This is a genomic window from Phycicoccus elongatus Lp2 (assembly GCF_000367525.1).
Classification (GTDB): Bacteria; Actinomycetota; Actinomycetes; order Actinomycetales; family Dermatophilaceae; genus Phycicoccus_A; species Phycicoccus_A elongatus.
Genome location: NZ_HF570956.1, coordinates 575,399 through 588,879 on the forward strand (window position 1 = coordinate 575,399; position 13,481 = coordinate 588,879).

Annotated in this window: 10 protein-coding genes; 4 read left to right on the forward strand and 6 right to left on the reverse strand. The window is 66.4% G+C overall.

The genetic code is table 11. From position 1 onward, the window contains the following. The first annotated feature begins 35 nt into the window (after nucleotides 1-35). From BN10_RS02715 to BN10_RS02725, 3 genes are all read left to right on the forward strand, one after another. Entirely contained in the window at nucleotides 36-551 is a 516-nt protein-coding gene (locus BN10_RS02715) for a peroxiredoxin family protein (RefSeq protein WP_040752346.1), read from the forward strand. 62 nt (nucleotides 552-613) lie between these two features. Further along, nucleotides 614-856 carry a GTP cyclohydrolase I gene (locus tag BN10_RS17665; RefSeq protein ID WP_010849628.1) on the forward strand — a complete coding sequence of 81 codons (243 nt, stop codon included), beginning with the start codon at nucleotides 614-616 and terminating at the stop codon, nucleotides 854-856. Beyond that, the gene (locus tag BN10_RS02725) at nucleotides 853-1,968 is read left to right on the forward strand and encodes an NAD(P)/FAD-dependent oxidoreductase (protein WP_010849629.1); all 1,116 of its coding nucleotides are present in this window, start codon (nucleotides 853-855) and stop codon (nucleotides 1,966-1,968) included. Before BN10_RS17665 ends, BN10_RS02725 begins: the two co-directional genes overlap by 4 nt. Nucleotides 1,969-2,554: 586 nt before the next feature. Here BN10_RS02725 and BN10_RS16630 read toward each other — a convergent pair. Continuing rightward, a complete protein-coding gene (locus BN10_RS16630) occupies nucleotides 2,555-2,701 on the reverse strand; it encodes a hypothetical protein (RefSeq protein WP_156917111.1) in 147 nt (48 codons plus the stop codon). A gap of 427 nt (nucleotides 2,702-3,128) precedes the next feature. Beyond that, nucleotides 3,129-3,746 carry a helix-turn-helix domain-containing protein gene (locus BN10_RS15495; RefSeq protein ID WP_198013992.1) on the reverse strand — a complete coding sequence of 206 codons (618 nt, stop codon included), beginning with the start codon at nucleotides 3,744-3,746 and terminating at the stop codon, nucleotides 3,129-3,131. Between the two features lie 102 nt (nucleotides 3,747-3,848). On the opposite strand from BN10_RS15495, the gene BN10_RS02735 reads away from it, so the two are divergent. Then, the gene (locus tag BN10_RS02735) at nucleotides 3,849-4,634 is read left to right on the forward strand and encodes a hypothetical protein (protein ID WP_010849633.1); all 786 of its coding nucleotides are present in this window, start codon (nucleotides 3,849-3,851) and stop codon (nucleotides 4,632-4,634) included. 32 nt (nucleotides 4,635-4,666) lie between these two features. Here BN10_RS02735 and BN10_RS02740 read toward each other — a convergent pair whose 3' ends face one another. From BN10_RS02740 to BN10_RS02760, 4 genes are all read right to left on the reverse strand, one after another. After that, nucleotides 4,667-5,014 carry a HepT-like ribonuclease domain-containing protein gene (locus BN10_RS02740; RefSeq protein ID WP_010849634.1) on the reverse strand — a complete coding sequence of 116 codons (348 nt, stop codon included), beginning with the start codon at nucleotides 5,012-5,014 and terminating at the stop codon, nucleotides 4,667-4,669. Continuing rightward, nucleotides 5,011-6,126 carry a nucleotidyltransferase domain-containing protein gene (locus BN10_RS16635; RefSeq protein WP_010849635.1) on the reverse strand — a complete coding sequence of 372 codons (1,116 nt, stop codon included), beginning with the start codon at nucleotides 6,124-6,126 and terminating at the stop codon, nucleotides 5,011-5,013. The genes BN10_RS02740 and BN10_RS16635 overlap by 4 nt, the downstream gene beginning before the upstream one ends. A gap of 50 nt (nucleotides 6,127-6,176) precedes the next feature. Next, complete coding sequence (gene mobF / locus BN10_RS02755) at nucleotides 6,177-9,797, reverse strand: MobF family relaxase (protein WP_051369608.1); 3,621 nt, start codon at nucleotides 9,795-9,797, stop codon at nucleotides 6,177-6,179. 201 nt (nucleotides 9,798-9,998) lie between these two features. After that, nucleotides 9,999-13,481, reverse strand: coding sequence for a DUF4020 domain-containing protein (locus tag BN10_RS02760; protein ID WP_010849637.1), 3,483 nt, complete (start codon nucleotides 13,479-13,481; stop codon nucleotides 9,999-10,001).

Below are 13,481 nucleotides of genomic sequence, written 5' to 3' on the forward strand. Positions count from 1 at the left end.
GGCCCCTCGCAGCGCTTCGCGGCTACCGTGGCAACATGCATCGGTTGCCCGTCATGGGTCCTGCCCCCGAGTGGGATGTGAGCCAGTGGCTGGGGCCGGAGCCGCCGGCCCGGACCCTCGGCGGACTCCGCGGCAAGGTGGTCGTGATCGAGGCCTTCCAGATGCTCTGCCCGGGGTGCGTGAGCCACGGCATACCGCTGGCGAAAAGGGTGCACGCGAGCGTCGGGGATGAGGTGGTGGTGATCGGGTTGCACTCGGTCTTCGAGCACCACGAGGCAATGACTCCGGTGTCGCTCGCGGCTTTCCTGCACGAGTACCGGGTCACCTTCCCGGTCGCCGTGGACCGGCCCGAGGGGACGGGTATGCCGGCGACGATGCGGACCTATGGCCTGCAGGGCACGCCGTCGTTGCTGGTGATCGACAAGTCAGGGATGTTGCGCGCGAACGCTTTTGGTGCCGTCGACGAGGTGGCCCTGGGGGTGCAGCTCGGTCTGCTCCTTGCCGAGCCCGATCCCAGGGGTCAGGAGCCTGAGTCGAGATCGTCGGACTGAACGCAGGTGACGCAACACTCTCCCGGGGTGGGAGTCAGGGTGGCGCGGGTGTCGTCGCAGCCGTGTGCCTCGACGAGGCCTTGGACGAGCTGGCCGAGCACTTCGAGGAGCACGTCGCTCCGCGCGGAATCGGCGTCGTGGTCGTTGCGGAACACACGTGTATGACCCTGCGTGGAGCCCGTGCCGGCGGAAGTCGCACCGTGACGACCGCCGTGCGCGGAGTCCTGGGGGAGAATGGACAAGAGCGCGAGGAGTTCCTCGCGAGCACGCGCCAACTGGCGCGGTCGGACAGGAGGCAGGCATGAGCACGATCGTCGTCATCGGTGGAGGTTTGGCCGGAGGGACCGTGGTCACCTCGCTGCGTGAGGGAGGTTTCGAGGGCGACATCGTCCTCCTCGCCGCCGAGCCGCATGCACCCTACGAGCGGCCGCCGCTGTCCAAGGACTACCTCATGGGCAAGAAGCCGATCGAGAAGGCCTACGTTCACGACGAGGGTTGGTATGCCGCGCACGACGTCGACCTCCGCACCGACACCGAGGTCGTGGCGATCGACCGGGACGCCAAGGTGGTGCGCACGACCGACGGGGCAGAACAGCCCTATGACCAGTTGGTGATCGCCACCGGGGCGGTGCCCCGGCACCTGGCCCTCGCCGATGGCTCGGGTGCGCACACGGCATACCTGCGGACCATCGAGGACAGCGATCGGATCCGCGAGTTCTTCGGCGAAGGAAGGAGGATCGTCGTGATCGGGGCCGGCTGGATCGGCCTCGAGGTGGCGGCGGCGGCCCGGGAGGCCGGCAGCGAGGTGACGGTCTTCGAGAGTGCCGAATTGCCCCTATTGCGGGTCCTGGGACCGACCGTTGCGCAGGTCTTCGCCGACCTGCACTGCGAGCACGGGGTGGACCTGCGGCTGGGCGCGACCGTGACCGCCGAGGACCTCCGGGGCGCGGACCTGGTCGTCGTCGGTGTCGGGGTCGCTCCCAAGGCGACACTGGCCGAGCAGGCCGGGCTCGACGTCGACAACGGCATCCTCGTCGATGCCCGTCTGCGCACGTCCGACCCGTCGATCTTCGCCATCGGGGATGTGGCGAACCACGATCACCCGGTCCTGGGCCGGCGCATCCGGGTTGAGCACTGGGACACCGCCATCGAGCAGGCCAAGGTCGCGGCGGCGAATCTGCTTGGCGGAGACCAGGACTACGAACGGCAGCCCTACTTCTTCACTGATCAGTACGACCTGGGGATGGAGTACTGGGGCCACGGCTCGGCCGACGACGACGTCGAGGTCGAGGGTGACCTGGCCGCGCGCGTCTTCCGGGCCTTCTGGGTGCGTGATGGGGTCGTGGTGGCGGCGATGCAGGCCAACGACTGGGACGCCAGCGGCGAGGTCAAGGCGACCGTCGGCAAGCCGCGCTGACCGATCGACTCGGCCCGGGTTTCACGAAAGTCGAGTGGAGATCCTCGCCCGGGCGCCTCTGCCTTCAGCCAAACTCGGCCGCCGCGGGTCCGACTGTCGGGGTTGGGCGCACCGCGTTGAGAGTCCGGTCGGTGCAGACCTGACCATCGTGACCGGAGTCGAGGATCGTGTTGCGTGACGAAGCCGAGCACATGAGGCCGCGGCAGATGACGGTTGCCTTGCCAGCCCGTTCTGCTCGAGTGCCCGCTGGTGGAGCGAGGATCGGTCGCACCTCCGGCCTGCGCCTCTCGTCGCCGGCGGCGCCACGGCATACGAGGGGATGGGCAATGTGGCCCCAAACGGGAGTTTGCCTCTGAACCTGCCCAGAGGCGGTCAGAGGCAAACTCCCTTTGCGCGAGAGGCGAACTCAGATGTCGAAGTACATCTCGTTGTATCCCTGCGGTATTGGCTGGTGTTGTGCGGTCCTGAATAGTGCCGCTGACCTGCACCGACGCTGAATGTCGTCATTGGGATGAACTACGACAAGTTGGCTCGTGACGGATCTGCTGCGGTATCCCTGCGGTATTTGGCGAGCGGCCGTGGGCGCTCAGTCGTCCTGGTCCTCGCCCATTTCGTCCTCGGCTTCGCACCAGTGATCTCCGGCGTGGTCGGGCTCAAGGCGGCAGAAGACACCGCCCAACTTTCGACGGCCGTACGGGAAGTAGAGCGCATTGCACCAGTCACTGTCGGTCATGGATCACAGTCCTCGTTGGGGGTGCCTGGGTGCGGACGCGCGGCTACGTGCAGCCGTCACGGGCAGTCGGTGTCACAACTGGTGCAGTGCCATCCGTTGCGCTGCTCGCACCAGAGGTAGGTCTTGGCGCCACAGTCCACGCACTCCCCGTGCGGGACGTCTTCAAGGTCCACGGGCTGGTTCTACTTCTTCACGATCGTGCTGCAGTCCGAGCACTTCAACTGGTTGGTCGTGTACGGCTGGAGCGTGTTCTTGCCACACTTCGGGCACTTGTGGCCTTTGGCCATCGGGTTGCCTCCTGGGTTGATCGCGAACGTCGGGGCGCCAGTCTAGGGAGGAAATAATGATTGCGCTCAAAAACGCCCTATGACCTGCAGCTTTAGAAGTAATGCCGAATCTGGGACTCGGGAAGCCGTCGGGATCGTCCTCACGGTGTCGCGTGGTTGACCACGTCGACCGCCGTGCGCCGTGTGTCCTCGCCCCGGCGGGCAAGTTCGTGCTCCGAAGGGATCGGTGCCTGCATCGTCGCCTCGATGACCGCCGCCCAATGCGTCCGCATCGGCTCGGGCACGTCCATCTCCGGCCACAGGTCGATGAGGAGCGCGGCGTCAAGGTAGAGGCGCAGGCTCGCCTCGTCGCCGTAGGTGAGCAGGCGTTCGTAGACGAGCTTGCGGTCGGCGCGGATCGATAGATCCCACCAGTACTTGTTGTTGTCCTCGTCGACCAGGTCGAAGAACGTGATCGTGCGGAAGCAGGCAGGGGCTTCGAGGCGCCACAGCCGGTCCGGGACGGTGAACGGGAAGCGGAATCCCTCCGGCGCCGGATGCTCGGTGAAGCTCACCCGCGGCTGGAGCGCGATGTTCCAACCGGCGGCGTTCGCGATCCGCTCGGCCACGGCGAGCCCCGGCATCTTCTTGCCGCGTTCGTACGCCGACAGCGTCGGCTGCGACGTTCCCGCAAGCGCCGCAAGTTCGGATTGACCGAGGCCGCTCGCCAGGCGGGCTTCCTCGATCACGGTTCGCGGTTGAGGTCTCCAGTTCGCCACACCAGCATCGTACATATCCAGCAGGATCTAATCTCGTCCGATTGGCATGGCCTGCACGCCTTCCTGTCGCCCATCCCTGGGCCGACAGGAAGGAGCAGCCTGATGAGCGTTGCGAAGTGCCTGGGCGTCGACGATCTCGACGCCCCGAACATGAGGGAAGTACACGCCGAGTGGCCTCGATGGCAGACGGTCGAGGTGTCGCTCAACGTGGTCGATGACATTTGGGAGCTGCCGCGATGGTTGAAGCGGGCAGAACCGGTCGAGCGGGACGCCGTCCTCGCTGGTCTCAATCGGGTGGCCATCAACGATCCGCGCGCGTACCTCGCACTTGCCTGGCTGCTGATGCCCGGCGCGTCGAGGATCGCGGGCCGGCTGCGCAGGCTCACGGAGGTGATCGAGGAGGTCGTCGCCGGCCAACTATGGATCCAGATCTGCGAGCACGATCCGGCCGACGACAGCTACGTCGCCACGACCATCCTCAGGCGCGTGAAGTGCGAGTCCATGGCCGAGCTTGGCGTGGGCGAGCTGGCCAAGCGTCGCGATCCCACGTGGGCGAGCTCGGTCCTGATCGAGCGGTACGACGAGACGATGCCGGCCGAGGAACCGGATGCTGAGGAGCCACGAGAGCAACTGATCCAGCTCCTGCGGCAGGCTCTCGACTCAGGAGCACTGTCCGACCGCGACCGCGGCCTGCTCCTGGACCTCGCGGTCGCCGCCAACCTCGCAGACGCACCCCTTCGGCGTGGCCGGGCTGGGCTGACCACACCGTCGGTCGCCCAGATGGTGAGTGATGATCATGCGCTCGCAGCCCGGACGATCCGACGCCGCGCCTCGAAGGCCCTCGACAAACTGGGGGAGGTCGCCCGGCGGAATGGCCTGGCGATGTGACCGGGCCGCATGGAAGTTCATCGGGACCGGGACTACGCCCCGTCCTCCGGACCTCGTAGTCGGGCCCGCATGCGCTCGACTGCGTCGGCGAGGGGCTGCAGGTCCTGGTCGATCACTGCCTGGACAACCTCGGGGTTGGTTGCGAAGTAGTGGTGGGCGAGGAAGTCCCGCATGCCGGCGATCGCGCGCCACCGGATCTCCGGTTCGGTGTTGGTCGTCTCGGCGTCGAGAGCCTTCACCGCCTCGCCGATCTCCAGGAGCCGCATAGCCACAGCGTCCATCACGATCTCCACGCTGATCGGCCCGTGCTGCAGGTGAGAGCGGATCGAAGTGATCGCTGCCGCAATGTCCTCGAGGACCTCTGCATCGGATCGGCTCACAGTGGAAGCAGGTCCTTCGCCGCCCGGGAGCGCACGCGCTCCTTCAGCCCGCTGCGGGGGACCAGATCCACCGGCACATCAAGGAGATCCTCCAGTTCGTGCTGGATGCCGATGATGTCGATAATGCTGGTCCCCGGAGGAAAGTCGACCAACATGTCGACGTCACTGCCCTCGTGGTCGTCACCACGCGCAGCACTTCCGAAGATCTCCGGGTTCGTCACACCGTGACGGCGCAGCACCTCAAGCAACTCGCCGCGGAGGGCCACGACGCGGCGTCCGGTCGGGCCGCTGAGGGGCTTGCGGTTCGGCGCTGCCGTCTCGGCCATGACTCCATCGTATCGGCGAGCATGCGCAGCAGTTCCCTTCGTGCCGGTGAACGCATCGACGTTGCCGACAAGCCTGGCCACCTCGGCGAGAGCGCTGTACGTCGGTGAACTCGCGATGAGCCGCGTGAGCGAATCGACGTCGATGCCGGCGATCTCCATCAGCCGATCCAGCAGGGCGGCGCCATCGCCCTTCTTGAACCCGTTGCGGTGGGCAAGGGGAGCGAGGAGTGCCCGGAGCCGCTCCAGGTCGAGATCCCGCTTACGAAAGCCGTCGCGCAGTGCATCGGCGACGAGGCTGAGGTCACCCACCTCTTCGACGAGGTCGGCGATGGTGCGCTCCATCGTCATGACCGGCAAGCCATCGACGAGCGTGACGTCGCGCGAGTTCAGAGTGCGCTGGCGGTAGCGAATGGTGCTGCGTTGGCTCTGCCGGCGGGCGGGGGAGGTGAACTCGTGCCGCAGGGCGCGGAAGTCGCCGATGTCGTGAAGGTCGGCGGCGGTCTCTCCGGCCACGACCACAACGTTGGCGAGGTCCTTGATGCGCGCCTCGCCCATCGTCTTCGGCTCCGTGCTGAGCCAGGCTGCTTTCAGGTCGTCGTGCTGGCCGGCGGGCGCGCCGGCGTCCTTGTAGACCCCGTGGGCGAGACGCTCTAGCTGGCCCACGGCGGCGAGTCGGGAAAGGTCGAGGCGCGTGATGCCGTGCATGCTGGCTTGAGCCGACGTCACCATTCCCCACTGGTAGGCGGTGACCTCGGCTAGGACGCGGAGAGCATCCTTCGACCTCATGCTTGGAGTGTATCTCCTAAATAGATACATTCCAAGCAACGGATAAGAGATCACAGTCCCAAGGTAGGTCCAGTGGAGGGCGTCGCGCGGCGGAAGTCGTCGACAAGTCCCGCGTTCCGGTCTCGCCGTGCAGCGAGATCCTTCACTCGGTAGGCGAGGGCAGCGGTGGGGTGGTCGACAGGCAGTGGCTTGCGGGCGACGGCGAGCTCGAGGAACCGCTCGGCATCGACGCCCTTGGGCTGCAGCCCGTCGAGGTACTTCGCCAACTGGCCGGTCTGCTCGTCACGGTGCCCGACGTACGCGACGATCCGATCCTGCCAAGCCCGCAGCGCCTCGCCGTAGCGAGCGTTGATCCGGTTGGTGAGGTTGCGGTGGTACGCCGCTTCGGCGTCGTCGTTCGGCGGCGGCCCGACGAGCGACCGTCCACCGTCGGGTACGCCGGTGGCCGCCCGCCACACGGCAAGCTCACGGCGCAGGTCGGCCGTGAGGACGTCGTCGTACCGCTTGATCCAGCGCGGCAACACCGCTCGGTGCGACACCTCCCCGGCCAACGCGCTCACTCGGCGCGAACGCACGGCCACGTACGGCCCCCAGCTCGGATGGTCGGCCACAACCTCGGGGATGCCTGCCAGCCAGGGGAGGGGGCCGGCTCCGGCTCTGTCCGGGGCGGCTAGAAGCTTCGAAGCGGCGAGGGCGACCGCGTCGCCGTACCGCGTCACGGCGTCGTGCAGCTGGGCCTCAGGGGTGGCGGCTGCGGTGCGAGTCGAGGTGGCGGAGACGGCGGCGCCGTCACGGGCGAGGATTCCTTCGAGCACCTCGGTCGCAGTCAGCGCACGGTCGTCGGCCGGGCCGGGCAGCGCGTGTGTCTCCTCGCGGCCGAGGACGAGGTGGGCGTGGTTCTCGACGCGGCCGCGGGTGAGCATCGTGTAGAGCAACTGCCGGTCCTCCACGCCGGTGACGATGCCGTGGAGTACGTCGGTGGTGATGCCCTGGGCGGTGCGCACCGTGGAGGCGTAGCCAAGCTCGACGTGGGCGGCGACGTAGCCAGCTGGCAGATCCACATGGAGTCGCGAGGCGAGGTGTCGTACCGAGAGGCTGCCGTTTGCCCGCACGGCCTCGACCTTCCAGCGGTCCCCGTTCTTGACCCAGTCCGTTGCGCTGACTCCGAGGCGTCGGTCGTTACGGCGGGTGATCACTACATCGCCGAGGTGCGCCGCGCAGCCGTCCGACAGCGGTGCGGATGCTCCGGCTGGGACGCGGGCAGCTTGGGCTTGCAGGTTCAGCTCCCGCACGAGTTCACGGGTCGGCGCGAGCATGAGGCAGTCCCGACCGCCAGTGCGCTCGCGTTGCCAGGCCTCGAGGACTTCGTGCACGCAGCCGTCGATGTCGCCGACGTGAACTCGATCGTTGTCGAGGTAGTAGCCGAGCGCGGATCGGTCGCCGTCGCGCATGGCCAGCGACGCCTCGGCCTCCGCGGGATCGGCGAACCGGACCAGCTCGTCCAGCCGCACGGCACCGTGAGTAGCGGCGATGTCCCGCAGCACACCACCGGCACCCACAGCAGCGAGCTGGCGGTCGTCCCCGACGAGACGCACCGTGGCGCCGCGCCCGACGGCGTACTCGATCACAGCCGCGAGAGTGAGCGTGTCGGCCATGCCGGCCTCGTCGATGACGACCAGAGTGCCGGGCCCGATGCTTGTCACAAGGGACGAGGTGGCGTCGTGGCGCAGATCGTGGACGACCTTGGCGAGCGTGTCGCACCGCATTCCGGTCGCCTCGGCGAGCGCTCCAGCTGCCGCAGCGTACGGCGCGAGCCCGACCGCATTGCTCCCGCCCTCGGTCCACACGTTCGCCAGCACCTGCATCGCAGTGGTCTTGCCCGACCCGGCAGGCGCGAGGGCCAGCTGGACGCGCGCGCCGCTGGTCGCCAGCGTGGTCACCATGTCCTGCTGGCCGCTGTTGAGCGGTACGCCGTCGAGGATCGCGGCGAGGACAGACAACTGCACCTCGTCGGCAGACCACGCGAGGCCGTTGAGGCGCCCCGCAGCTTCGACGATGCGCTGCTCGGCCTCCAGCACTCGAGGGCTCGTGTAGTGATCGCGGCCGGTGTGCTGGTAGACGCTGGTGCCGTCCGAGCGGCGCAGCGCGGGCGGCTCGGTGATCGGGTCAAGCTCCGGCGTCAGGTAGATTGACAGGCGACCGACGGCGTCATCGACGATCCATTCGGCGATCTCAGCGACTTGGTCGGCAGGTACAACGGCCGTGCGCACATGCCGCTGCGCCTCAGCCCGCAGGTGCTGGATCTGCCAGGTTGCACGCCGCGACTCCACCTCAGCGATCACCTGTTCAGCTGACTCCCGCACCCACGCCGAGGTCACCTGCGGTCGACTGCCGACTGTGGGGCGACGTACCGAGACCAGGATGTCGTCGACGGCCCGGGCCGACCCTAGCAACTCCACCGCCTGGGCCCTCCACGCCTTGCGTTGCTCGGCCTCGGAGCGCGGCTCGTGCTTGGTTTCGCGCGTTTCCAGGTTCGCCTGCTGCGCCAACGCGACCGCCTCCACCGCCGACGGCGACCGCCCGTGGGTGGCCTTGAACTGCTGTGTCAGTTCCCGCTGCCGCACGGTGATCGCCTTGCGTCGCTCGGACCACCGCTCGCACAGTTCGGCAGGCACCCCGACGATCTCCCGCACCGGCCGCTTGCGATCTCTGGCGGTTGAGCCCGTCGAAACCCCCGGGCGATCGGCGAACTCTACCCCGAGCGCCTCGACGAGTCGTAGCTCCAGCGCGGTGTTGTAGGTCTCCGATGCGGCGACGGTGTGCTCGAACAGCACCGTTCCATAGATCGACAACCACTTGCCATTCGCGGTCTGCACCCTGTTGGCAACGGCGACGTGCGTGTGGAGGTCGGGGTCGCCCGCCCGGGAGTCCCGGTGGGTGAACGCCGTTGCGACCAGTCCGTGGGTCTCGACCTGCCGGGCGCCGTTACGCCCCTCCCGCGTGAACAAGGCGTGCTGCTCGATGAACTCAAGCGCGTCGCTGACGGCGCCATCGTGGGCCGCTTGAATCACGCGCGCGATCTCGGGAGGCGCGATCGCCCACACCGTCGAGACCGACTTCATCGGCGAGAAGGTCAGGTCGAACCCGGCCACAGCCGACCGTCGCGGCCGCGAGTAGCGAGCCAGGGCATCCGACAGCTCCCGAGCGTTCTTCGGCTCGCGCCCGTGGTCGGCGACGAAGCGTTCACGAGCGACCTCCGCGCGCACCCGGGCGAGAACGTCGTACGGCGGCCTCCCGGCGATGGAGCCGCCCTCGCCTGCGGTTGCGCTTGTCGACACTCCGCCGGCCTTCACCCGCCGAGCGACCTCGGCGTTGAACCCGTCGATGCCAGAGTTGTCGTAGACCCTGTAGGGCGCACCGAGCGGGTCGCCGGTGAGCGGGTGCACACCGGTCCCGAACAAGCGCTTCATCTGCTCCGCAGTCACCACGTCGCCGACCTCCAGGCCGTCGACCCCGGAGACCCCAGAGCCGACCCATCGGCCGGGGGACTCGCCCTTCGCTGAGTAGTAGTCGGCCAGCGGAGTGGCACCCTTCTCGGTCGAGTCGAGCGCAGCGACCTGCCGTGTCAGGTACTGATACCCCGACCCCGCCGAGAGCTTGTGAATCGTCATCGTCACATCCCAAACGGCCGCGCGCAGGATCCGAGTGGCCACCGGACGAGCTGTGGATGAAAGAGGTGTGTCTGGAGAGGGGGAGGAGTGAGAGGAGGGACGGGAGGCGGGAGGCGGGGAGGCGGGGAAGAACGAGGTGGAGGGCGAGGACGGCGAAAGGGAGAGTGACGATGGATGGAGAGAAATCGTAGAGAGGGTGGACTACCAGTCGGCGGCATCCGTTGCGCCGAGTCGCATCGCCTCGTTGATCAGGCCTGTGAGATCGGGCTGGGGATCGCCTTCGCGAAGTCGGGGGACGATCTCTTGCAGTCGATAGCCGATACCCCACTGCTGGCCGGTCGTGTTCTTGAGGAGATGGGTCAATAGTCGAGCCCAATCCCTTGCCTCTGCTGCAACGTCGACGTCCTTGAGGCGGTAGAGGAACCCGCCGTGCTGATCGAGACCTGCCTCGGAGCCCAGCACGAGATCGATCGCCTGGTTCCGCACGTCGGGCAGCTCGACGACCCATTCGGCTGTCGCCGATGCCTCGGTGGGTGTGAACGGCAGGGGAACAGACTGATTGCGGCCGGACCAGTACGCACGGATCCATCGGTCCCACTGGCCGGGGGCGTCACCAGGTTCGAGGTGCGCCAGCGTGCGGCCGACTTCTTGCGCCCAGGAGACTCTGAGGTCCTCTGACGCTGCGCCGATGAAGCGTGTCAACCAGGTCGCAGGGTCGACCGGGGCGAACATCGCAATTGACGTCAGATGACCCGCGAGCTGGCTGCGGAGGCCGTTGGGAAGTTCCTCGAAGTGCGTCGTGGTCGTCATATAGGCGTCGAGCAGTCCGGATTGGAGCAGACCGTCGTTCCATCGCCCCCAGGTGAGGAAGCCCTGCCATGCGGCCGCGGACTCGGCGTCGTTCGTCCAGTCAAACAGTGGGAGAAGCCGGTCTTGACACCACTCACGATCTGCACCGAAGAAAAAGTGCAACTGTGAGGCGAGAAAGGCGCGAGCGAGCAGGCCGTTGCGACCGTTGGCCAACACCAGCCGATCTAGCTGTGCGGCAACGCGCTGCGGGAGGCCGTCCCAGGTCGACTCGCTCTCGGACCACTCCCACTGAACTACCTTCGTCCAGAACTCAGCGAGGTCACCTGCGGGATGGTTGATCGCTTCCATGACGATGTCGGCCCCGCTGACGACGGCGCCGTCGATGTCAGACGACGGCCAAAGATCAGCCGCGAGGCGGTGAGCCTGTTCGAGCTGGTGCCACGGTGTCGGGTGTTCCGGACCGCCCCCGTTCGACAACATTGCGCATGCTGGCCTCCGAATCTCGTCGTGATCCCAGCTAGCAATGATCGTCAACACATTCTCGATCAACTCCACCTCGAGAGTTGCGCGGTCCCAGCCGTAGATCAACGACGCGCGGAAGTCGCTGTCCTCAGTCTCCAGGACTTGAGCGAGCTGTGTGCCATCCGCCGGGTATGCCGTGACACAGGCCTGAAGGGAGCGAAGTGCGCCGGTCCAGGACGGTCCCTTCAGGGAGGTTTGCTCCGTCTGGAACTGTCGCAGGCGAGCGAGGGCCGTAGTTGGATCTTGGTCCACCAGCTCGTGGAGTTCCGCGGCGGTGAACGGAAGTGCATCTTCGACGAAGCCGGATGAACCGTAGCGGTTGAGGTCGGGATGCTCCCTCTTGGCGTACTCGGGGTGCGCCTCCTGCACCTGCTCAAAGGCAGCCGTCGCGATCTGAAGATCGGGTGCGGAGTCTGCGAGCCAAGCGAGCAGGTTATAGCTCCGGTACGGCGAGTGCTCATCGTCATCGTCGCCAGGAGGACCAGCGATAGCGACGTCGACAAGCCTGCGGGCCACGTCGCCGCCCGAAGTCGGGAGTGTGTCCCGGATCAGCTGGAACACCTCGTGCTGTAGCTGAACGTCCCACAGACGGTTCTGATTGAGAACCCAGTTCAGCTTCTCGTCGGGACCGACGTCGTTGCGCACGCGCCAGCCGTGCGCGGCGAGGCGTTGAAGGATCGTGTTGGGCGAGGACCACCAGACCGCCAGATAGGCCTCTGCGAGGGGAATGGCATGGGAGAGGGCGGCCTCGATAGAGTCACGCGCCGCATCGATGAGGGCATCTACGGAGTCGCGATGACTGTCTTGCTCGTGGCGTTCAATGGCTGATCGCGAGAAGGAGACCGGATCGAAGCTGCTGTCAGGATTCACGCCACGAAGGCTTCGATAGACACTCGAGATCTGCTGAGTTGTCAGGCTGAGGACCTGGGCGAAGTGCTTGTCGAGCAGTGGTACGAAGATCTTCGTCCAGTTGTCCGTGAGCCAGTGCTCGTCACCGCAGAGGTCGACCTCGAACCGAGGCTGGGCTGCTGGTCCGCCGAGGTCGAATGCTCGCCTCAGGCGTGGGCGGGTCCGATCCTCGAACACCATGAGGGCTATATCGAAGTTTGCGGACCAGTCCTTGTCGACGAGCATCATGTCGAGCAGGTCCTGCTGATGGGTCGGGGCGTTCTGAAGGACAAGCTGGAGCCATGGGTTGAGCCACTTCGGGAACGTGCCTTTGTAAGCGAAGAGCGCCCGTGTGATGGCGTACCACGTATCTGGTGGCCAGGGCCTGTCGCGGAACGCGCGTAGTGCCATCCCCGAGACTTCTTCCGAGAGGATGTACTGGTCGGCAATCCACCACATGATGGTGCGGACTGTCGGCTGGCTTGCGGCGTCCTGCGAGAACAGGGAGAGGAATGCGGGGCGGGCTTCGAGCCATGCGAACCATCGCTGGCTGCGGTCGGCGTCATCGAACTTTGCCTTCTCCGTGAAGTACCTCACCCGCTCCGGGTGTGCGAGTGCAGCCTCGACGTACGAGACTTCTTCCGGGATGGTGGGCGGTTCCGCGGAAACGAGTTCGGCAAGTCGGGCGCGATGCTCGACTTGCCCCATCGTCGCCAGGACTTGCCATCGCTCGAGCGATTCTGGCAGGGCCGAGTGGTCCCCTGAATCGTTCGTATACGAGATCGGCGTCAGACCGAGACGGCGCCACTCTGCGTTCTGCTCGTCGTCGGTGAGTACGTATCGGCTTTGATCCGGCCCGAGGGAACGTGCCAAGTACTGCATCACGACGTCGCCGTGGCTGTAGCCGATGAAGACGACCGTGAACTTCGAGAACATCCTCTCGAGGAACCTGGCTGCCCATGCCTCTCGGAGGTAGGCGCGTCCGAAGTCGGTGTCCGTAACGACGAGCCTGCGGCTGGGCTGAGACAACGAACCGTGGAGGTGAACCACACCCTCGAAGTCATCGCCGACAGGTAGAGCCGGAGCCTCGTAGACGCCCAGGTCTACGGACGTCGCAATTGCCGACGAGGTGAGATGCCGGTCGTAGTTGGTGGTGACTATTCGCGGGCTCGGATACGCAATTGCAAGCCCCGTGATCGCTTCATGAAGGGCGTTCGGCTGCGATCCAGGCAGGTCAATCGCATTCGCCACCAGCTGATGCACGTCGTTGCCGTTGTCTTCAAGTCGACCCAGAAAGACATCGGGGTGGCGGACCTCATCGTCTGACGGTTCGCGCCCAACGAGGGCGCCAATCTTGCGCACCAGTTGCGCGAAGTCCGGAAGGTCGGCCGGATGGGCGCGGGAGGCACCGGCTCCAAACAAGATCGCCTGTCTCGGCAGCGTCGAGTACGGCCTGCGGCACAT

Excerpts from the sequence above, each read along its gene's own strand:
- BN10_RS02715 (WP_040752346.1), top strand. The coding sequence starts at position 36 with ATGCATCGGTTGCCCGTCATGGGTCCTGCCCCCGAGTGGGATGTGAGC.
- BN10_RS02725 (WP_010849629.1), top strand. The coding sequence starts at position 853 with ATGAGCACGATCGTCGTCATCGGTGGAGGTTTGGCCGGAGGGACCGTG.
- BN10_RS16630 (WP_156917111.1), bottom strand. The coding sequence starts at position 2,701 with ATGACCGACAGTGACTGGTGCAATGCGCTCTACTTCCCGTACGGCCGT.
- BN10_RS02735 (WP_010849633.1), top strand. The coding sequence starts at position 3,849 with ATGAGCGTTGCGAAGTGCCTGGGCGTCGACGATCTCGACGCCCCGAAC.
- BN10_RS16635 (WP_010849635.1), bottom strand. The coding sequence starts at position 6,126 with ATGAGGTCGAAGGATGCTCTCCGCGTCCTAGCCGAGGTCACCGCCTAC.
- mobF (WP_051369608.1), bottom strand. The coding sequence starts at position 9,797 with ATGACGATTCACAAGCTCTCGGCGGGGTCGGGGTATCAGTACCTGACA.
- BN10_RS02760 (WP_010849637.1), bottom strand. The coding sequence starts at position 13,481 with ATGTGCCGCAGGCCGTACTCGACGCTGCCGAGACAGGCGATCTTGTTT.